Below are 20,531 nucleotides of genomic sequence, written 5' to 3' on the forward strand. Positions count from 1 at the left end.
GGGTCGCTGTCTTGCGGGGCGTCGGTCCGGCGTGGGTGCCGGCCCGGTGGGGGCTCAGCCCAGTTCGCCGGCTGCGGCGTCGTCGAGGAAGAGCAGCGTCTCCGCCGCACCCCGCGCACCGGCGGCCGGCCAGTCGGCCGGGCTCGAGCCGGAGGCCACGTGCGCGGCAGCCTCGGCCTTGCCGGCGCCGGCCACCAGCAGCCAGACGCGCTCGGCGCGGGCCACCCCGTTGAGTGTGATGGTGCCGCGGCGGGCCGGCGGCTTCGGCGAGTCGGTCACGGCGAGCACCTCGGGGGCGTCGGCGCGCGTGCCGGGAGTGTGCGGGAAGACGGAGTTGACGTGTCCCTCGCCGCCCATTCCCAGCAGGTGCAGGTCGAAGCCGCGCGGGGCGAACTCCTCGAGCACGGTGGCGTAGCGCTCGACGGCGGTCTCCAGCTCGAGGCCGTTGCCGCCGGCCCGGCCGGCGCCGAGGCGCCAGCCGTGGATGTTGGCCCCGGGCACGCCGACGGCCTCGAGGAGGACGGCGCGGGCCTGGCCCTCGTTGGACTCCGGGTCGGTGACCGGCACGTCGCGCTCGTCGCCGAAGAAGACCTCGACGCGGCTCCAGTCGACGCGCAGGGCCGGGAACGTCTCGGTCTGGGCGTCGGCGGCGGCGTCGAACTCGGCGAGCTTGGCCAGCATCCCGGTGCCGGCGCCGCCGCCGGTGAGCACGACGCGCGCGACACCGTCGCCGTGGCGGCCGCCGCCCGGGGCCTGCACGGCGGCGACGACCTCGATGAAGCGGGCCGCGGCGGTGCGGGTCAGCTCCTCGAGGTCGGCCACGCGGACGATCTCGGGGCGGGCGGGGTGGACGGGGGCGTCAGTCATTTCGGTTCTCCTTCTGCGGGCCGTCTCAGGCCCAGTTGAGGCGGCGGATGCCGTCGAGGGCGCCGGCGTAGGCGTCGTCGGGGTCGAGGTGGCGCAGCTCCTCGGACAGGCAGTCGGCCTGGGAGCGCTCGTTGAGGGCGACCAGCTGCTTCGCAGCGCCCGGCACGTCCACCTCGACGGTGTCCAGGGAGCGCTGGTCGATGACCAGCTCGCCGTCGGCACGCGTCATGGCCAGGCGGATGCCGTGGCCGGTGTGGGTCTCGCGGGTCACCGGCACGCGCAGGCGGTCGGCCAGCCAGCCGGCGGCCAGGTCGACGCTCGAGCTGCCCGCCGGGCCGGAGATGTGCGCCTCGGTGATGTCGTGGTGCGGCGGCTGGTCGAGGGTGGAGGCCACGATCGCGCGCCACAGGGTGATGCGCGCCCAGGCCAGGTCGGAGTCGCCGGGGGAGTAGTGCTTGCGCTGGACGGCGAGGGCGTCCTCGTGGCCGCTGCAGCGGCTGTCGACGATGCGGCGCTGGGCGATGCGGCCGACCTTGGTCGCCGCCGGGTCGGCCGGGGCCGCCGAGGGCCACCAGCACACGATCGGGGTGTCCGGCAGCAGCAGCGGGGTGACCACGCTGGCCGGGTGCTCGGCGACCTCGCCGTTCATGCGGATGACCACCAGCTCGCTGGCGCCGGCGTCGCCGCCGACGTGGATCTCGGCGTCGATGCAGGAGTCCTTGCCGTCCGGCAGTGGGCGGCCGTGGGCGGCGTCGAGGAGGACGAGCACGCGGGAGGGGTGCTCCCGGGAGGCGTCTTTCACGGTGCCGATGACAGACTCCAGGTTCTCGTCGGCGCCGGCGAGGACGATGAGGGTGAGCACGCGGCCGGTGGTCTGGGCGGTGGTCTCGTGTACGCGGACCAGGCGCTGGGCGATGTAGCCGGTCGAGGTGTCGGTGAGGATCTCGGTCATGGTGTCTCTTTCACTGCGGGTGGGGTCGGTCTCCGGGGCGGGTCGCGCGGGCTTCACGCCCGTCACGGGCGGCGCCAGGTGCGGCCGTGGCGCGCGAGCATCTTCTCGGCGGAGGCCGGACCCCAGGTACCGGCGGGGTAGGTGTCGGGCCGGCCGTTCTCGGCCCAGTACTCGAGGACGGGGTCGAGGATCTTCCAGGACAGCTCGACCTCGGTGTTGGTCGGGAAGAGGCTGGCCTCGCCGAGCAGCACGTCGAGGATGAGCCGCTCGTAGGCCTCTGGGGAGTCGGAGGTGAAGTTCTCCGAGTAGGAGAAGTCCATGTTGACGTCGCGGACCTCCATCGAGGAGCCCGGCACCTTCGAGCCGAAGCGCATGAGCACGCCCTCGTCGGGCTGGACGCGGATGACCATCGCGTTCGGGCCCAGGGCGGCGGTCTGCTCGTCGCGGAAGGGCTGGTGCGGCGGCATCTTGAACACGAGCGCGATCTCGGTGACGCGCCGGCCCAGCCGCTTGCCGGTGCGCAGGTAGAACGGCACGCCGGCCCAGCGGCGCGAGCCGATCTCCACGGTCAGCGCGGCGAAGGTCTCGGTGGTCGACTCCGGGTCGAAGCCCTCCTCGTCGCGCAGGCCGGGCACCTTCTCGGAGCCCTGCCAGCCGGGGCCGTACTGGCCGCGGGCGGTCGTCTCGTCGAAGGGCTCGACCGGGGCGGCGGCGCGCAGCACCTTGATCTTCTCGGCGCGCAGCTGCCCGGGGTCGAAGGCCACCGGCTCCTCCATGGCCACCAGGGCGGCCAGCTGGATCAGGTGGTTCTGGATGACGTCGCGGGCCGCGCCGATGCCGTCGTAGTAGCCGGCGCGCCCGCCCAGGCCGATGTCCTCGGCCATGGTGATCTGGACGTGGTCGATGTAGCGGGCGTCCCAGAACGGCTCGAAGAGCTGGTTGGCGAAGCGCAGCGCCAGGATGTTCTGGACCGTCTCCTTGCCCAGGTAGTGGTCGATGCGGAAGACGGCCTCCTCGGGGAAGACCGAGTTGATCGTCTGGTTGAGCTCCCTGGCGCTGGCCAGGTCGTGGCCGAAGGGCTTCTCGACGATCACGCGGCGCCACGAGCACTCGGAACCGGCCGCCAGGCCGGAGCGGTCCAGCTGGGCGCAGACGTCGGCGAAGCTGCCCGGCGGCACCGAGAGGTAGAACGCCCAGTTGCCGCCCGTGCCGCGGGGGCGGTCCAACTCGGCGAGGGTCTCGGCGAGCCGGTCGAAGGAGGCGTCGTCGTCGAAGGTGCCCGTCACGAAGTGCATGCCGGCGGACAGGCGCTCCCAGACGTTGTCGTCCCAGGGGGTCCGCGCGCCGTCGAGCACGGCGGCGCGCACGTGGTCCTCGAAGTCCCGCTTGGACCACTCGCGGCGGCCGAAGCCGACGAGGGTGAACCCGGCGGGCAAAAGGCCGCGGTTGGCCAGGTCGTAGACGGCGGGCAGGAGCTTGCGGCGCGAGAGGTCGCCGGTCACGCCGAAGATGACCATCCCGGAGGTGCCGGCGATGCGCGGCAGGCGGGTGTCGTGCGGGTTGCGCAGCGGGTTGGTCCAGTCGGCGGGGCTGTGTGCGGCGGTCACGGGGACGGTCACGGCCTTTCATCAGGGCCGCCCGCAGGCGCGTTTCGCGGCTCCGGCGGGCGGGGTCGAGCGGGCGGTCTCGGAGGTCGGGAGGGGAACGGAAGGAAAAGTCTACGGGGCGCCGTCGCGGCGGCGGGTCAACGTCGCGCGCGACGCCAGCCGGCACCGGTGGGCACCGGGTCCTGACGGCGCTGCCCCGCCCGGGACACCGCGGGGTCTCGGGCGGGGCGGGGCGGGGTCAGGTGCCGGGATCAGGCCAGCTGCTGGGCCATCTTCTCGAGCAGCTCGGACCAGGAGGCGACGAACTTCTCGACGCCCTCGCGCTCGAGCACGACGAAGACGTCGTCGGTGTCGACGCCCACGGCGCGCAGCTTCTCGAAGACCTCGGCGGCCCCCTCGGCGGTGCCGTTGAGGGTGTCACCGTGGACGTTGTCGCCGTCCAGGGCGGCGTCGATGGTCTTCTCCGGCATGGTGTTGACCGTGTTCGAGCCGGCCAGCTCCACGACGTAGAGGTCGGCCGGGTACTCCGGGTTCTTCACGCCGGTCGAGGCCCACAGCGGGCGCTGGACGTTGGCGCCCTCGGGCAGCTCGGCGGCCGCGAAGAACTTCAGGTACTCCGCGTAGGCCAGGCGGGCGTTGGCCACGCCGGCCTTGCCGCGCAGGGCCAGGGCCTCATCGGAGCCGATGGCCTCGAGGCGCTTGTCGATCTCGGTGTCCACGCGCGAGACGAAGAAGGACGCCACGGAGTGGATCCCGGAGACGTCGTGGCCGGCCTCGGCGGCGCGCTTGACGCCGTCGGCGAAGGCCTGCATGACGGCGCGGTAGCGCTCGACGGAGAAGATCAGCGTGACGTTGACGCTGATGCCCTCGGCCAGGGCGTCGGTCACGGCGGGCAGGGAGGCCTTCGTCGCCGGGATCTTGATCATCACGTTCGGGCGGTCCACCTTGGCCCACAGCTCCTTGGCCTGGGCGAGGGTGCGCTCGGCGTCGTCGGAGATGCGCGGGTCGACCTCGATGGAGACGCGGCCGTCCTTGCCGCCGGAGCGCTCGTAGATCTCGGCGAAGACGTCGCAGGCGTCGCGGACGTCGTCGATGCTCATCGCGTAGACGGCGGTGTCGACGTCGGCGCCGGCGGCCTTGAGCTCCGCGATCTGGGCGTCGTAGGCGGTGCCCTTCGACATGGAGGCGGCGAAGATGGCGGGGTTGGTGGTGACACCCACGACGGACTTGTCCTTGATCACCTCGGCGAGGTTGCCGGAGGTGATGCGGTCGCGGGAGAGGTCGTCGAGCCAGGTGGAGGTGCCCACCGAGGCGAGATCGTCGATAGCGGTCATATGGATCTTCCTAACTTCTGGTGTGTCGACCGGTGCAACCGTGTCGGTAGGTTCAACGGGGGGACTGTCGTGCGGGCCCGGGGCGCCCGGCGGGCACCGGACCCCGGGACCCGGCGGCACCGGAGGTACCGCCGGGGGCGTCGGTCAGGCGTCCAGGGAGGCGCGGGCGGCGTCGTGGACGGCGTCCACGGTGAAGCCGAAGCGCTCGAAGAGCTCGGCCGCCGGGGCGGAGGCGCCGTAGTGCTCCAGGGAGACGGCGCGGCCGCGCTGGCCCAGCCAGCGGTACCACGGCATCGCGATGCCGGCCTCGACGGAGACACGCGCGGTGACCTCGGGCGGCAGGACCTCGTCGATGTAGGCCTGGTCCTGCTCGGCGAACCAGTCCATGCAGGGCACGGAGACGACGCGGGCGGCGGTGCCCTCGGACTCGAGGCGCTCGGCGGCATTGACGGCCAGCTGGACCTCGGAGCCGGTGGCCATCAGGATCACGTCCGGGGTCTCCTTGGAGCCCTCGACCAGGACGTAGGCGCCGCGCTCGACGCCCTTCATTGCCTTCTCGCGGGTGCCCTCGAGCACCGGCAGGTTCTGGCGGGAAAGCGCCAGGCCCTTCGGGCCGAAGCCGTCGTGGGCCAGGGCGGCGCGCCAGGCGGCGGCCGTCTCGTTGGCGTCGGCCGGGCGCAGCACCGCCAGGTTCGGGATGGCGCGTAGGGCAGCGAGGATCTCGACCGGCTGGTGGGTCGGGCCGTCCTCGCCCAGGCCGATGGAGTCGTGGGTCCACACGTAGTAGGAGTTGACCTTCATCAGGGCGCCGAGGCGCACGGCCGGGCGCATGTAGTCCGAGAAGATCAGGAACGTGCCGCCGTAGGGGCGGGTCGGGCCGTGCAGGGCGATGCCGTTGAGGATCGAGCCCATGGCGTGCTCGCGGATGCCGAAGTGCAGGGTGCGGCCGTAGGGCTCGGCGGACCAGGTGTCCGTGGAGATCGACTTCGGGCCGAAGGAGGGCGAGCCCTCGATGGTGGTGTTGTTCGAGCCGGCCAGGTCGGCGGAGCCGCCCCACAGCTCGGGCAGGGTCTTGCCCAGAGCCTGCAGCACGGCCGCGGAGGCCTTGCGGGTGGCGATGCCCTTCTCGTCGGGCTCCCAGGTCGGCAGCTCGGCGTCCCAGCCCTCCGGCAGCTCGCCGGCGGTCAGGCGGTCGAAGAGCGCCTTGCGCTCCGGGTTGGCCTCGGCCCAGGCGTCGAACCTCTCCTGCCACTCGGCGTGGCGGGCCGCGCCGCGCTCGCGCAGCTTGCGGGTGTGTGCCAGGACATCGTCGTCGACGTCGAAGTCCTTCTCCGGGTCGAAGCCGAGCTCCTTCTTGACGGCGGCGACCTCGTCGGCGCCCAGGGCGGCGCCGTGGGAGGCGCCGGTGTTCATCTTGTTCGGCGCCGGGTAGCCGATGACGGTGCGCACGCGGATGAAGGACGGGCGCGAGGTGTCCTTCTTGGCCTCCTCGACGGCCTCGAGGATCGCGGTGACGTCCTCGCCGCCCTCGACGTCGAGCACCTGCCAGCCGTAGGCGGCGTAGCGGGCCGGGACGTCCTCGTCGAAGGCGATGTCGGTGTCGTCCTCGATCGAGATGTCGTTGTCGTCGTAGAAGACGATCAGGTTGCCCAGCTGCTGGGTGCCGGCCAGGGAGCAGGCCTCGGAGGTGACACCCTCCTGGAGGTCGCCGTCGGAGGCGATGACGTAGATGTAGTGGTCGAAGGGGGACTCACCCTGCGGGGCCTCCGGGTCGAACAGCCCGCGCTCGCGGCGCGAGGCCATGGCCATGCCCACGGCGGAGGCCAGGCCCTGGCCCAGCGGGCCGGTGGTGATCTCGACGCCGTCGGTGTCGCGGTACTCGGGGTGGCCCGGGGTCTTGGAGCCCCAGGTGCGCAGCTCCTCGAGGTCCTGCAGCTCGAGGCCGAAGCCACCCAGGAAGAGCTGGATGTACTGCGTCAGCGAGGAGTGGCCGCAGGAGAGCACGAACCGGTCGCGGCCGGTCCAGTGCACGTCAGCCGGGTCGTGGTCCATGACCCGCTGGTAGAGGGTGTAGGCGAGCGGAGCGAGGCTCATCGCGGTGCCGGGGTGGCCCGACCCGCAGTTCTCGACGGCGTCGGCCGCCAGGATGCGGGCGGTGTCGACGGCACGGGTGTCGGTGTCCGTCCAGTCGTCCGGGTACCGACGCTCCGTCAGTGCCTGCAGTTCAGGAGAAAGGCTCACTGTTCAATTCCTCTCGGTGATGCTCGGTGTGCGGGTGCCGGATGCCGGGGCGCCGCGACCGCCCCGGCGGCACCGCGCCGTGCTGCCCCGGGAAGTTCCGGGTTCGCAGGCAATCGTACCCGCGCGACGGCACCTGGTGGCGTGGCCGCGCGGGCGGGCACGATAGAGTGTTGTCTCGTACGCGACGCCGCCCCCGTGCCGTACCCCGCTCGAACGGGGGCGGCGGCCGGGCGGCGGGAACTTCCGTGCGGTCGGTTTCGACCACTGCCACGTGCCCCCGCCCCTGTCTGCGGGGAGCCCACCGCGAGGACTGTGAGCTGGAGGACTTCTACTTGGACACGATCAAGGCCTACTTCGCGCTGACGAAGCCGAGGGTGATCGAGCTGCTGCTCGTGGCCGCGATCCCGGCGATGCTGCAGGCCGAGCGCGGTGAGAACAACATCGTGCTCATCCTGCTGACCGTCGTCGGCGGGTGGATGGGCGCCGCCGCGGCCAACACCTTCAACATGGTCGCGGACTCGGACATCGACCGGAAGATGGGCCGCACGCGCGCCCGCCCGCTGGTGCGCAACACCGTCAGTGACCGCAACGCCGCGATTTTCGCCTGGGCGCTGATGATCATCAGCTTCTTCTGGCTGTGGCTGCTGTGCGGCTCGCTGCTGGCGGGTGTGTTCATCCTGCTGACGGTGTTCTTCTACATCTTCGTCTACACGAAGTTCCTCAAGCGGCGCACCTACATGAACATCGTCTGGGGCGGCGCGGCCGGCTGCATGCCCGTCGTCGTCGGCTGGGCGGTCATCGTCGCCAACGCCCCCGACCCGTCGCCGGCGAAGTGGTGGCAGGCCATCGTGATGTGGTTGATCATCTTCTTCTGGACGCCGCCGCACACCTGGTCGCTGGCCATGAAGTACCGCGAGGACTACAAGCGCGCCCAGGTGCCCATGCTGCCGGTCGTGCGCGAGCCCGTCGAGGTCACCCGCCAGATCCTCTGGTACTCCTGGGCGACCGTCATCGTCTCGCTGCTGCTGGTGCCGGCCGCCTCGTGGATCTACGGCGTCGTGGCCGTCCTCTCGGGCGCGGCCTTCCTGATCATGGCCACCAACCTGCACAACGGCGTGCGCCGCGGTGAGAAGGTGCACCCGCTCAAGCTGTTCATCCTGTCGAACAACTACCTGGCGGTGCTCTTCGTGGGCTTGTCCATCGACGCCGTCATCGGCTGGGAGACCCTCGGCGTGCTCGCCGGCTGGTCGCCCGCCTGGTTCTAGCCCCACCCGGAAGCCCCCACCCGGACCACGGTCCGGATGCGGGGGCCTTCGTCGTGCAGTTCGATTGACGACGTCGCGCTACTCGCCGTCGCCGGTGACGTCCAGCGCCAGAGAGCCCGTGGTGCGCCGCTCCTGCAGGTCCCGGTGGGCCTGCGCGGCGTCGGAGAGCGGGTGAACCCCGCCCACGCGCACGTTCAGGGTGCCGTCGACGATCGCCTGCGTGATCGCCTGGGCGCGCATGCGGAACTCGTCGGCGTCGGCGGTGTAGGCGCCCAGCGAGGGGCGCGTCAGGAAGATCGAGCCGTGCGTGTTGAGCAGCTGCGGGTCGAAGGGCTCGACGGGCCCGGAGGCCGCGCCGAAGAGGCAGACCGTCCCGCGCGGGCGCACGGCCTCGAGCGACTCGCCGAAGGTGTCGCGGCCCACGCCGTCGTAGACGACGTCCACGCCGCGCCCGCCGTTGCGCCGGCGCACGGTCTCGGCGAGGTTCTCGGAGTAGGTGAACACCTCGGTGGCCCCGGCCTCGTATGCCAGCTCCTCCTTCTCCTTGGTGGAGACCACGGAGAAGACGCGCACGCCGCGGTGGGCGGCCAGCTGGGTGGCCAGCAGCCCCACGCCGCCGGCCCCGGCGGTGATCAGGCAGGAGTCGCCGGCGGCCAGCGGGTAGACGCCGTTGACCAGGTAGTGGGCGGTCATGCCCTGCAGCAGCATGGTCGCCGCCACGTGCTGCGGGATGTCCTGCGGGACGGCGACGAGCCGGTCGGCGTCGACGACGACCTTCTCCGCGTAGGAGCCGGGCGCCGAGCACCAGGCGACGACGGTGCCCGGGGCGATCTGGCCGGCCGGGTCCTCGATGACCCGGCCGGTGCCCTCGGAGCCGGGCACGAAGGGCGGGGCGGAGTGGTAGAGGCCCTCGCGGTAGTAGGTGTCGATGTAGTTGATCCCGGCGACGTCGACGCCGACGAGCACCTGTCCCGGCTCGGGGACCGGGTCGGGCACGTCGGTGTACTCCATCACCTCGGGGCCGCCGTGGCGGGTGACCTGGATTGCCTTCATGCACCCCACGGTAGCGCGATCACAGGGCCCGGCGACGGCGAACGCCGACGGCGGGTGCCCTCGGCGTCGGTGGTCGTCCGGCAACTCCCGGAGAGATTCGGCGGCGCTAACGCCCCAGGGCCTCGGCGGGCACGCGGGCGGAGTCGCGGAAGCGGACGACGCCGTGCGCCCAGAGGAAGGCGGTGAACGCGGTGACCACGGAGCTCATGCCGATGTGGATCGGCACGGTCCAGCGCGGCACGCCCATGCGGTACTGGGCGATGCCGATGGCGGCCTGCACGACGATGCAGCCCACGAGCACCCAGCCGGTGCGGATCGCCGGTCGGTCGGCGCGCGAGCGGTAGAGCAGCCAGACGGTGATCAGGGTGAACGCCAGGTAGACGTACATGCTCCAGGCGTGGATGTGGGCCATCAGGTCGATGTCGACGTCAAGGCGCCCGGCCATGCCGTCGCCGGCGTCACCGGAGTGCACGCCCGCGCCGGTGACCATGGTGCCGGTGGTCAGCACGATCGCCAGGGCGCAGGCGGCGACGACCGCGCAGACGCGCGCGGCGGGGGAGAAGGTGCGCTGGCGCACGCCGTCGTCGGGCTCGGCGAGGCGGGTGTAGAGCACGGCGGCGACCCACACCAGGATCATTGAGGGCAGGAAGTGCAGGGCGACGGCCCACCACTTCAGGTCCAGCCACACGGAGACGCCGCCGATGACGGCCTGCACGAAGATGCCGGTCAGCGAGATGATCGCCAGCGTGAGCAGGCCGTTGCGGCGCTTGGCGCCGACGACGGCGACGAGCACCGCGACGGCCACGGCCAGGAGCACGAAGGTCAGCAGCCGGTTGCCGAACTCGATGGCCTGGTGGACGGCCGGGGCGGCGCCGGCGACGGGCACCAGCGAGCCCTCGTGGCAGTTCGGCCAGGTCTCGCAGCCGAGGCCGGAGCCGGTCACGCGCACGGTCGCGCCGGTGACGGTGATGCCGCCCTGGGCGATCAGCAGGATCATGGCCAGGACGCGCTGGGTGCGCAGGCTCGGCCCACGGCGGGTCTTGGTCGGGGTTTGGGTCGCGGTAGTCACAGGCCCCGAGCATACCTGGGCCGCCCGCGCCCGCCGAATCCGCGAACGCGCAGGCAGATCCAATAAAAAGGGGAGTGATCTATCCCGCAAACCGGAACCAGCGGGTGCAGGCGGCCGACGCGGCGGCCGCCCAGGCCGCCAGGATGAGCCACTGGACCCAGGGCACGCCGCCGGAGAAGGCCACGGTCAGCCCGCTGGCCATGGCCACCGAGGGCACCACGTCCCACCAGGACGCGGCGTCGAGACCCTGGACGTAGAGCACGTACCCGGTCACCCCGATCAGCGCGACCCAGATGAGGTTGGCCAGCCCGAGCACGAGCTCGGAGCTGAGCGTGCCGCCCATCAGCAGGCCCATGGCGGTGAAGGCGGCCGCGCCGATGACGATGGTGACCAGGCCCAGCAGCGCACCGGTGAGGTCCGTGCGCCAGCCGAGCGCCAGCGCGATCGCGCCGAGCAGCAGCGTCTGGACCAGCGCCGTGGCCGCCACCGCGATGGCCTTGCCCGCGATGATCGTCCACGCGGGCACGCCGGACGCGCCCGTGCGTTTCAGCGCCCCGTAGCGGCGGTCGAAGGCCAGCGAGATGGCCTGGCCGGTGAATCCCGAGGAGGTCGCCGCGATGGCCAGGGCCACGGGAAAGAACCGGTCGAGCGGGTCTCCGCTGCCCGCCATGGGCCACTCCAGGGGCAGGAAGGTCAGGCCCAGCAGCATCGCCACCGGGATGACGAGGCTGAGCAGCTGCTGCTCGCCGTGGCGCAGGAAGAGCAGGGACTCGATGCGGCCCTGGGCGAGGACCATCTTGATCACGCCCGCGCGCCCCGGCGCGGGCGCGAACGTCCCGGCGGGCAGGTGGGCGACGTCGGTCGCACGGTTGTCGGTGGTGGTCATCGCCGCAGGCTCCTTCCGGTGAGGTCGAGGAAGACGTCTTCCAGGCTGCGGTGGGCGACCTCGAGCCCCCGCACCGTCACGCCCTGTTCGGCCACGGCCGTGACCAGCCGGGCGACCTGGTTCGGCCCGGCCGGGTCCAGGGTGACCCGCCAGGCGCGCGGGCGCACGCGGCTGACGGCCTCCTCGGGCACCCCGGCGGCGACGGCCAAAAGACGTGCGTCCAGGTCGCCGTCGACGTTCAGGGCGACGTCCTGGCGGGTGCCGTCGGTGCCGGCGGTCAGCTCGGCGGGGGTGCCGGCGGCCACGCGCCGGCCGTGGTCGATGATGACGACCTGGTCGGCCAGGCTCTCGGCCTCGTCCATCAGGTGGGTGGTCAGCAGCACGGTCACCCCGTCGCGGCGCAGCGCGCGCACGAGGTCCCAGACGGCCAGGCGCGACTGGGCGTCCAGGCCCGCGGTCGGCTCGTCGAGGAAGACCAGCTCGGGGCGGCCGACGACGGCCAGCGCCAGTGAGAGGCGTTGCTGCTGGCCGCCGGAGAGGCGCCGGTAGGTCGTCTTGGCCACCCGCTCCAGGCCCAGCAGATCGATCAGCCAGTCGGGGTCGAGGGGGTCGCGGTTGTAGGAGGCGGTCAGCCGGAGCAGCTCGCGGACCCGGATGCCCGAGTAGGCACCCCCGCCCTGGAGCATGATGCCGATGCGCTCGCGCACCCGCTCCGGCTCGCGGGCAGGGTCGAGGCCGAGGACGCGCACAGAGCCGGAGTCCGGGGCGTGGAAGCCCTCGCAGATCTCGATGGTCGTCGTCTTGCCCGCGCCGTTGGGGCCGAGCAGCGCGGTGATCTCCCCGTGTCCGGCGGTCATGGAGAAGCCGTCGACGGCGGTGGTCGCGCCGTAGCGCTTGACCACGCGCTCGAGTACGAGCCCGGGGGTGTTCGGGGGATTGAGACTCACGACGGCCTAGTCTAGGCCAACGAAGCGCGCCTTCCTCAACGCCCACCAGCCCAGCGCGACGACCACGAGCGTGGTCACGACGGTGGCCACGTAGATGGTCAGCACGGTGCCCGGCGGCAGGGCCAGCCCGCGCGGCAGGACGAAGAAGCTGAACGCCGCGGAGTAGAGCACGACCGCCCAGCGGAAGAACCGGCGGTTGGCCCAGGCGGCAAGGGGGACCACGGCCCACAGCACGTACCAGGGGTGGACGACGGGGAAGAAGATGACCAGCACGAAGAAGGACACCCCCAGCCCGCCGACCGGGTGGATGGTGCCGCGGTAGGTCGCCAGGAGCATGCGCAGCGAGAAACCGACGGAGACCAGCACACCGGCGGCGCGGGTCACCGAGAGCATCGCGTCGGTGTGGTCGCCGAGGTCGAGCAGCATGCCGACGAAGCCGGCGATCACGCCGACGTCGGTGGTGATCGACATCCAGCTGCGGATGGTCGCCGCCCCGCCCTGGCCGGTCACCCAGCCCAGGCCGATGCCGGTGACCACGGAGACCACCGCGGCGGTGGCCACGAGGATGACCACCTGGAGAACCGCCGCCATCGCCACGGCGAGCACCGCCGGGCGCACGCCCGGGCGCGCACGGGTGCCGGACGCGGCGTCGTCAATCTCTCGTGTCCCGGATTCGTCGGTGCTGGGGCGCCCGGCCAGGGCGCGCGCCAGGGCCATGCCGGTGAATCCGAGGCCGAAGAAGCCGACGACCTTGACCATGCCGCCACACGAGATCAGCGCGCCGGAGAGGACGAAGAGGCCGAGGCCGCGCCAGTGCCCGGCGGTGCCGGCGCGGGCGGCGATGTGGTCGACGCCGCGCAGGCCGACCTCCATGCCGACGAGGACGAAGCCGAGCATGACCGACTCGTTGTGGATGCCGCCGACAAGGTGCAGCAGGGTCAGCGGGTTGAGCAGGCCCAGCCACAGCGCGGTGGACGCGGAGATGCCGCAGCGCCGCGCCAGGCGGGTGACGGCCCAGGCGGCCGCGGCCAGCGCCAGCACGCCGAGAAGCCGGTGGGCGAGCACGCCGAGGATCACCGAGTCGCCGGTGACCCGGCTGACGGCGGCGGCCATCCCGAGGGCGACCGGGCCGTAGGGGGAGGGGGAGTGCGCCCAGATGAAGGGCACGGAGCGGGCCAGGTGGTGCTCGGTGCCCAGAAGATCGACCGGGCCGGCGGAGTAGGGGTCCAGGCCCATGCGCACGATCGCGCCGTTGGCCAGGTAGGAGTAGATGTCCTGGGTGAACAGGGGAGCGGTCAGTACCAGCGGGGCGACCCAGGCGGCGGCGGTGCGCCACAGCATGCCGGGGCTGACCCGGCCGGGGGTAGGGCGGCCGAAGACGCCGCCGAGGTCCGCGCCGACGTAGCGGCTCATGCACACCCACGCCAGGACCAGCAGGGCCACGCCCAGCAGGACGATGACGGAGGAGGCCTGGAGCAGCTGGGCGAGCAGCGTGCCGCCGGGGAAGGCGCGGTAGGGGTTGTCGACGACCGGCAGGGCGCCGGCGCCCAGGGCGCCGAAGCCCATCAGCAGCGCGCCGACGGTGCCCACCCAGCGCACGACGGCGAAGGAGAGCATCTCCCGGGGGCGCAGGCCGCCGAAGGTGTGCCTCGAGGCGAGGTCGGAGCCGGCGACGGCGGTGACGAGCGCGGAGGAGTGCAGGCGCGCCGAGCGGCTGCCCGCGGATCCGATCCGGGGCAGGTCATTCACGAGTGCCCGCCAGAGCACCCATCGCTCGCCTCGCACGGGCCTGATCGTAGTCGGAGGCTACACGCCGGCGGGTAAGGAGACCCGATGTTGGCGCGGTCACGGGAAATACGTAACATCGCTGTTGTCTAAAGGCGAACGCCGCCAGGAGGTGACCGATGTCCGAGGCGAAAACACCCCACGACCACGCGAAAGCGCCCGAGGGGGAGACCCGTCACCGGATCATGCGCGCACTCCTCAAGCACGCCCCGGTGACCGCGGCGGAGATGGCCGAGCATCTCGGCATGTCCGCGGCGGGGGTGCGCCGCCACTTAGACATCCTCCACGAGGAGGGGCTCATCGAGTCCGTCCGACGCAACCCCCCGCGCGGTGTCACGCGCCGCCGGGGCCGGCCCGCCCGCAGCTTCCGGCTGACGGACCGCGGCCGCGAGGGCTTCGGGCACGACTACGACTCGCTGACCGCGCTCGCCCTCGAGGCGCTGCGCGACGTCGGCGGGGAGGAGGCCGTGCGCGACCTGGCCCGGCGCAGGATCGAGGAGATCCTCGCCGGGATCCCGCGGGCGGACGAGGACGACCCCGAGTCCGTGGAGGAGACGGTCCGCGCCGTGGCGCGGGCCTTCGACGAGAACGGATACGCTGCAACAGTCACCGCCGCCGGCGGGGGTGTGCAGATATGCCAACACCACTGCCCGGTTTCCCACGTGGCAGAGAAGTTCCCGGAACTGTGCGCCGCCGAGCACGAGGCGATCGCGAGACGCGCGGGGCTGCACGTGCAGCCCCTGGCCGCCATCGCCCACGGCAACGACGTGTGCACCACGAACATTCCGCTGTCCACCATCAACACTCCTGAGGAAAGGAGAGGCTCATGACCCAAGCGACGCAGAACCCGAACGTCGGCAAGCCGCGGTCCGATGACGAGATCATCGAGGAGATGGACGTCAAGTACAGCTACGGCTGGCACGACTCCGACACCGCCGGCGCCAGCGCGCGCCGCGGCCTCGACGAGAGCGTGGTCCGGGACATCTCCCGGATGAAGAACGAGCCCGAGTGGATGCTCGAGCAGCGCCTCAAGGCCTACCGGACGTTCGAGAAGAAGCCCATCCCGACCTGGGGCCCCGATCTGTCGGGCATCGAGTTCGACAAGATCAAGTACTTCGTGCGCTCGACCGAGACGCAGGCGACCTCCTGGGACGACCTGCCCTCCGACATCAAGAACACCTACGACAAGCTGGGTATCCCCGAGGCCGAGAAGCAGCGCCTCGTCGCCGGCGTCGCCGCCCAGTACGAGTCCGAGGTCGTCTACCACCAGATCCGCGAGGACCTCGAGCGCCAGGGCGTCATCTTCGTCGACACCGACACCGCCGTGCGCGAGTACCCGGAGCTCGTCCAGGAGTACTTCGGCACCGTCGTGCCCGCCGGCGACAACAAGTTCTCCGCGCTCAACGCCGCGGTCTGGTCCGGCGGCTCGTTCATCTACGTGCCCAAGGGCGTGCACGTCGACATCCCGCTGCAGGCCTACTTCCGCATCAACACGGAGAACATGGGCCAGTTCGAGCGAACGCTGATCATCGTCGACGAGGACGCCTACGTCCACTACGTCGAGGGCTGCACCGCCCCGATCTACAAGTCGGACTCGCTGCACGCCGCGGTCGTCGAGATCATCGTCAAGAAGGGCGCGCGCTGCCGCTACACCACCATCCAGAACTGGTCGAACAACGTCTACAACCTGGTCACCCAGCGCGCCCGCGCCGAGGAGGGCGCGACGATGGAGTGGATCGACGGCAACATCGGCTCCAAGACCAACATGAAGTACCCGGCCGTCTGGATGACCGGCCCCTACGCCCGCGGTGAGGTGCTCTCCGCGCAGTTCTCCGGCGAGGGCCAGTTCCAGGACACCGGCGCGAAGATGGTCCACATGGCGCCGCACACCTCCTCGAACGTCGTCTCCAAGTCCGTCTCCCGCAACGGCGGGCGCTCCGCCTACCGCGGCCTGATCGAGATCCACGCCAACGCCCACCACTCGACCGCCAACGTCGAGTGCGACGCGCTGCTGGTGGACAACATCTCGCGCACGGACACCTACCCCTACAATGACATCCGCAACGACCACGTCACCCTCGGCCACGAGGCGACCGTGTCGCAGGTCTCGGTGGACCAGCTGTTCTACCTGATGAGCCGCGGACTGTCCGAGGAGGAGGCCATGGGCATGATCGTGCGCGGCTTCGTGGAGCCGATCGCCAAGGAGCTGCCCATGGAGTACGCACTCGAGCTCAACCGCCTGATTGAACTGCAGATGGAAGGATCGGTGGGTTAGTTGACGGAGATCGTCAAGAACGGAACGCCGCACGACACCAAGGGTGACGTCTTCACCTCCTACAACGTCGACGACTTCGACGTGCCCGGGGGCCGCGACGAGATCTGGCGTTTCATCTCGCTGCGCGCCCTGCGCGGCCTGCACAACGGCAAGTTCCCGGAGCAGACCGCCCCGGACATCGAGGTCACCGTCGCCGACGGCCAGCAGGGCGTCGAGGTCGGCACCCTGGCCAAGGACGACGAGCGCGCCCTGCGCGCCGGCGCCCCGGCCGACCGTGTGGCCGCGCAGGCCTGGACCTCGATGGACGAGCTGACCTACGTCAACGTCGCCCGCGACACCGAGGTCGCCTCCCCGGTGCACATCGACGTCACCGGCCACGGCGCGGACAAGACCGCCTTCGGCGGCATCCTCGTCGAGCTGGGCGCCCACGCCAAGGCGACCGTCGTCCTGCGCTACCAGGGCTCGGCCATCTACGCCGACAACGTCCAGTACGTCCTCGGCGACGGCGCCAAGCTGACCGTGGTCACCGACGCGGACTGGGAGGACGACACCGTCCACCTGTCCAACCACCAGGCGCTCATCGGCCGCGACGCGGACCTGCACCACAGCGTGGCCACCTTCGGCGGCCAGGTCGTGCGCGTCGCCCCGCGCGTGCGCTTCGGCGGCCAGGGCGGCAACGTCGAGATGCTCGGCGTCTACTTCGCCGACGACGGCCAGTACTTCGAGAACCGCCTCCTGGTCGACCACTCCGAGCCGAACTGCACCTCCAACGTCCTCTACAAGGGCGCGCTGCAGGGCGACAAGGAGACCAAGACCGAGGCGCGCACCTGCTGGGTCGGTGACGTGCTCATCCGCGCCAAGGCCAGCAACACGGACACCTACGAGGCCAACCGCAACCTGGTGCTCAGCGAGGGCGCGCGTGCGGACGCGATCCCGAACCTGGAGATCGAGACCGGCGACATCCCCGGCGCCGGCCACGCCGCGACCGTCGGCCGCTTCGACGACATGCACCTGTTCTACCTGATGAGCCGCGGCATCCCGGAGGCCGAGGCCCGCCGCCTCATCGTGCACGGCTTCTTCACCGAGGTCATCAACAAGATCCCGGTCGAGTCCGTCCGCGAGGAGCTGGAGAAGCGCGTCGAGGACGAGCTGGAGAAGGTCGTCCTCTAGGGTCCCGCCCACCACTCAGGGGGCCGGACCCGACCCCACTCACTGACACCGACAACTTAGAGAACAGCGGAGAAAAGCGATGTCTACTCTCGAAATCAAGAACCTGCACGCCCAGGTCGTCCCCGCGGAGGAGGACGCCGAGCCGAAGCCGATCCTCCACGGCGTCAACCTGACCGTGAACTCCGGCGAGGTGCACGCCATCATGGGCCCGAACGGCTCCGGCAAGTCCACCCTCGCCTACGCCCTGGCGGGCCACCCGCGCTACGAGATCACCGAGGGCGAGGTGCTCCTCGACGGGGTCAACCTCCTCGACCTCGAGGTCGACGAGCGCGCCCGCGCCGGCCTCTTCCTGGCCATGCAGTACCCGACCGAGGTGCCGGGCGTGTCCATGTCGAACTTCCTGCGCTCGGCCGTGACCTCCGTGCGCGGCGAGGCGCCGAAGCTGCGCGACTGGATCAAGGAGATGGGGCAGGCCCGCGAGAACCTGAAGATCGACAAGTCCTTCACCGAGCGCTCCGTCAACGAGGGCTTCTCGGGCGGCGAGAAGAAGCGCCACGAGGTGCTGCAGCTCGACCTGCTCAAGCCCAAGTTCGCCGTCATGGACGAGACGGACTCCGGTCTGGACGTCGACGCGCTGCGCGTCGTCTCCGACGGCATCAACTCGTACCACGAGCAGAACAACGGCGGCATCGTGATGATCACGCACTACAAGCGCATCCTCGAGTACGTCAAGCCGGATGTGGTGCACGTCTTCGCCCACGGTCAGATCGTCAAGACCGGTGGTCCCGAGCTCGCCGACGAACTCGACGCGCAGGGCTACGAGCAGTACATCTGATGGCCGGCTTCCGAACCGCCGACGGGCGCCTCGACGTCGAGGCCGTCCGCGCGGAGTTCCCGATCCTCTCGCGCACCGTGCGTGACGGGAAGCCCTTCGTCTATTTGGACTCCGGGGCGACCTCGCAGCGCCCGGAGCGGGTGTGGCGGGCCGAGGAGCGTTTCGTGCTGCACACCAACGCCCCCGTGCACCGCGGCGCCTACCAGGTAGCCGAGGAGGCCACCGACGCCTACGAGGAGGCGCGCGAGCGCATCGCGCACTTCATCGGCGCCGACGGCCCGGAGATCGCCTTCACCAAGAACGCCACCGAGGGCCTCAACCTCGTCGCGTTCTGCCTGGGCGACCACCGCGCCGGCGACCTGCGCGTCGGTAAGGGCGACACCGTCGTCGTCACGGAGCTGGAGCACCACGCCAACCTCGTGCCCTGGCAGGAGCTCTGCCGGCGCACGGGCGCGACGCTGAAGTGGTACTCGGCGACCGAGGACGGCCGCATCGACCTCGACTCCCTCGAGCTCGATGACTCGGTCAAGGTCGTCGCCTTCACCCACCAGTCGAACGTGACCGGCGCGGTCACCGACGTGCCGGAGCTGGTGCGCCGGGCGCGCGCCGTCGGTGCGCTCACCGTGCTCGACGCCTGCCAGTCCGTGCCCCACCAGCCGGTCGACGTGCACGCCCTCGGCGTGGACTTCGCCGCCTTCTCCGGGCACAAGATGTGCGGGCCCTCGGGCGTGGGCGCGGTCTACGGGCGCGCGGAGCTGCTCGAGCAGCTGCCGCCGTTCCTGACCGGCGGCTCCATGATCGAGGTCGTGACCATGGAGAAGACGACCTTCGCCGAGCCGCCGCAGCGCTTCGAGGCCGGCACCCAGATGGCCAGCCAGGTCGTGGGCCTCGGCGCGGCGGTCGACTTCCTCGAGGAAGTCGGCATGGACGCGGTTGCCGCCCACGAGCACGAGCTGACCGCGCACGCCCTCGAGGTGCTCCCGCAGATCGAGGGCCTGCGCATCCTCGGGCCGACCGAGCCGGTCGCCCGCGGCGGTGCGGTCTCCTTCGTCGTCGACGGGATCCACCCGCACGACCTCGGCCAGGTCCTCGACGACCGCGGCGTGGCCGTGCGCGTGGGCCACCATTGCGCGTGGCCGGTGCACCGCTGCCTGGGCGCGCAGTCCACGGCGCGGGCGTCGTTCTACCTGTACAACACGGAAGCGGAGATCGACCGGCTGGCCGAGGCGATCGACTACGCGCGAGATTTCTTCGGGGTGAAGTAGCGTGAGCGTTGAATCCATGTACCAGGAGGTCATCCTGGACCACTACAAGAACCCGACCCACTCCGGGCTGCGCGAGCCCTTCGAGGCCGAGGTCTTCCACGTCAACCCGTCCTGCGGCGACGAGGTCACGCTGCGCGTGCACCTCTCGGCGGACGGCGAGACGGTCGAGGACGTCTCCTACCAGGCGAGCGGCTGTTCGATCTCCCAGGCCTCCACGTCGGTGATGGCCGAGGAGATCGTCGGGCAGCCGGTGGCCAAGGCGATGGAGAAGCTCGAGGACTTCGACCGCATGATCACCTCGCGCGGCAAGGATGAGGGCGACCCCGAGCTGATCGGCGACGGCGTCGCCTTCGCCGGGGTGGCCAAGTACCCCGCCCGGGTCAAGTGTGCGCTGCTCGGCTGGAAGGCCTTCCAGGCCGCCACCGCCGAGGCGCTCGACAAGATGAACGGAGGCTCTGACAGGTAATGACCGAAGAGGACCAGAACGCCGGGACCCCCGAGCGCGCCGCCGCCGACGGCCCGCAGGCCCCGCCCCAGACGGAGCAGGACATCAAGGACGCCGCCGACGTCGAGGAGTACCTCCGCGACGTCATCGACCCCGAGCTCGGGATCAACGTCGTCGACCTCGGTCTGGTCTACGACATCTTCATCGACCGTTCCGACGACGTGAAGACCGCGGTGATCAACATGACGCTGACCTCGCCGGCGTGCCCGCTGACGGACATGCTTGAGGATCAGGCCTCGGTGGCCGTGGTCAACAACGGCGCGGCCGACGAGGTGGAGATCAACTGGGTGTGGATCCCGCCCTGGGGCCCGCACATGATCACCGAGGAGGGCCGCGAGCAGCTGCGCGCGCTCGGCTTCGCCGTCTAGCGCAGCGCGTCGCGCGCCTCGCGCGCGGCCTTCAGCAGGTCGTTGAAGGTGACGCCCTGCGGCTGGGCGGGGTAGTTCGATTGACGACGCCCCGTCCCTCCCCGTTG

At 71.1% G+C, this 20,531-nt stretch carries 18 protein-coding genes; 8 read left to right on the top strand and 10 right to left on the bottom strand.

What is annotated here, in order from left to right:
- Window positions 1-54: 54 nt before the first annotated feature.
- The 5 genes from pgl to tkt all read right to left on the bottom strand — a co-directional run bounded on the left by pgl (window position 55) and on the right by tkt (window position 7,001).
- Window positions 55-867 carry a 6-phosphogluconolactonase gene (gene pgl / locus QQA02_RS09510; protein WP_284774712.1) on the bottom strand — a complete coding sequence of 271 codons (813 nt, stop codon included), beginning with the start codon at window positions 865-867 and terminating at the stop codon, window positions 55-57.
- Between the two features lie 25 nt (window positions 868-892).
- Window positions 893-1,819, bottom strand: a complete 927-nt coding sequence (locus tag QQA02_RS09515; protein WP_284774711.1) for a glucose-6-phosphate dehydrogenase assembly protein OpcA — start codon at window positions 1,817-1,819, stop codon at window positions 893-895.
- Between the two features lie 62 nt (window positions 1,820-1,881).
- Entirely contained in the window at window positions 1,882-3,438 is a 1,557-nt protein-coding gene (gene zwf / locus QQA02_RS09520) for a glucose-6-phosphate dehydrogenase (RefSeq protein ID WP_423777768.1), read from the bottom strand.
- 239 nt (window positions 3,439-3,677) lie between these two features.
- A complete protein-coding gene (gene tal, locus QQA02_RS09525) occupies window positions 3,678-4,760 on the bottom strand; it encodes a transaldolase (protein WP_284774710.1) in 1,083 nt (360 codons plus the stop codon).
- Between the two features lie 144 nt (window positions 4,761-4,904).
- Window positions 4,905-7,001 carry a transketolase gene (tkt, locus tag QQA02_RS09530; protein WP_284774709.1) on the bottom strand — a complete coding sequence of 699 codons (2,097 nt, stop codon included), beginning with the start codon at window positions 6,999-7,001 and terminating at the stop codon, window positions 4,905-4,907.
- Window positions 7,002-7,333: 332 nt separating this feature from the next.
- Here tkt and QQA02_RS09535 point away from each other — a divergent pair, with 332 nt between their 5' ends.
- Entirely contained in the window at window positions 7,334-8,266 is a 933-nt protein-coding gene (locus QQA02_RS09535) for a heme o synthase (protein ID WP_284774707.1), read from the top strand.
- A 78-nt stretch (window positions 8,267-8,344) separates the two neighbouring features.
- Here the strand turns inward: QQA02_RS09535 and QQA02_RS09540 are convergent, their stop codons facing one another.
- From QQA02_RS09540 to mptB, 5 genes are all read right to left on the bottom strand, one after another.
- Complete coding sequence (locus QQA02_RS09540; protein ID WP_284774706.1) at window positions 8,345-9,319, bottom strand: quinone oxidoreductase family protein; 975 nt, start codon at window positions 9,317-9,319, stop codon at window positions 8,345-8,347.
- Window positions 9,320-9,425: 106 nt separating this feature from the next.
- The gene (locus QQA02_RS09545) at window positions 9,426-10,316 is read right to left on the bottom strand and encodes a COX15/CtaA family protein (protein ID WP_284774738.1); all 891 of its coding nucleotides are present in this window, start codon (window positions 10,314-10,316) and stop codon (window positions 9,426-9,428) included.
- Window positions 10,317-10,467: 151 nt separating this feature from the next.
- Entirely contained in the window at window positions 10,468-11,274 is an 807-nt protein-coding gene (locus QQA02_RS09550) for an ABC transporter permease (RefSeq protein ID WP_284774705.1), read from the bottom strand.
- A complete protein-coding gene (locus tag QQA02_RS09555; protein WP_284774703.1) occupies window positions 11,271-12,221 on the bottom strand; it encodes an ABC transporter ATP-binding protein in 951 nt (316 codons plus the stop codon). The genes QQA02_RS09550 and QQA02_RS09555 overlap by 4 nt, the downstream gene beginning before the upstream one ends.
- A 6-nt stretch (window positions 12,222-12,227) precedes the next feature.
- On the bottom strand, window positions 12,228-14,006 hold the full coding sequence (mptB, locus tag QQA02_RS09560; RefSeq protein ID WP_284774702.1) for a polyprenol phosphomannose-dependent alpha 1,6 mannosyltransferase MptB: 1,779 nt from the start codon (window positions 14,004-14,006) through the stop codon (window positions 12,228-12,230).
- A 119-nt stretch (window positions 14,007-14,125) separates the two neighbouring features.
- Here mptB and QQA02_RS09565 point away from each other — a divergent pair, with 119 nt between their 5' ends.
- The 7 genes from QQA02_RS09565 to QQA02_RS09595 all read left to right on the top strand — a co-directional run bounded on the left by QQA02_RS09565 (window position 14,126) and on the right by QQA02_RS09595 (window position 20,424).
- Window positions 14,126-14,836, top strand: a complete 711-nt coding sequence (locus QQA02_RS09565) for a helix-turn-helix transcriptional regulator (protein WP_284774701.1) — start codon at window positions 14,126-14,128, stop codon at window positions 14,834-14,836.
- A complete protein-coding gene (gene sufB, locus QQA02_RS09570; RefSeq protein ID WP_284774700.1) occupies window positions 14,833-16,281 on the top strand; it encodes a Fe-S cluster assembly protein SufB in 1,449 nt (482 codons plus the stop codon). Before QQA02_RS09565 ends, sufB begins: the two co-directional genes overlap by 4 nt.
- Window positions 16,282-17,451 carry a Fe-S cluster assembly protein SufD gene (gene sufD / locus QQA02_RS09575; protein WP_284774699.1) on the top strand — a complete coding sequence of 390 codons (1,170 nt, stop codon included), beginning with the start codon at window positions 16,282-16,284 and terminating at the stop codon, window positions 17,449-17,451.
- Between the two features lie 79 nt (window positions 17,452-17,530).
- A complete protein-coding gene (gene sufC / locus QQA02_RS09580) occupies window positions 17,531-18,286 on the top strand; it encodes a Fe-S cluster assembly ATPase SufC (RefSeq protein ID WP_284774698.1) in 756 nt (251 codons plus the stop codon).
- On the top strand, window positions 18,286-19,551 hold the full coding sequence (locus QQA02_RS09585) for a cysteine desulfurase (RefSeq protein ID WP_284774696.1): 1,266 nt from the start codon (window positions 18,286-18,288) through the stop codon (window positions 19,549-19,551). The genes sufC and QQA02_RS09585 overlap by 1 nt, the downstream gene beginning before the upstream one ends.
- 1 nt (window position 19,552) lies before the next feature.
- Window positions 19,553-20,017: a Fe-S cluster assembly sulfur transfer protein SufU gene (gene sufU, locus QQA02_RS09590; protein WP_284774694.1), complete on the top strand. Its 465-nt coding sequence runs from the start codon at window positions 19,553-19,555 to the stop codon at window positions 20,015-20,017.
- Window positions 20,017-20,424, top strand: a complete 408-nt coding sequence (locus QQA02_RS09595) for a metal-sulfur cluster assembly factor (protein ID WP_284774692.1) — start codon at window positions 20,017-20,019, stop codon at window positions 20,422-20,424. The genes sufU and QQA02_RS09595 overlap by 1 nt, the downstream gene beginning before the upstream one ends.
- Window positions 20,425-20,531 lie beyond the last annotated feature (107 nt).

The organism is Corynebacterium sp. MSK006, assembly GCF_030232385.1.
Lineage (GTDB): Bacteria > Actinomycetota > Actinomycetes > Mycobacteriales > Mycobacteriaceae > Corynebacterium > Corynebacterium frankenforstense_A.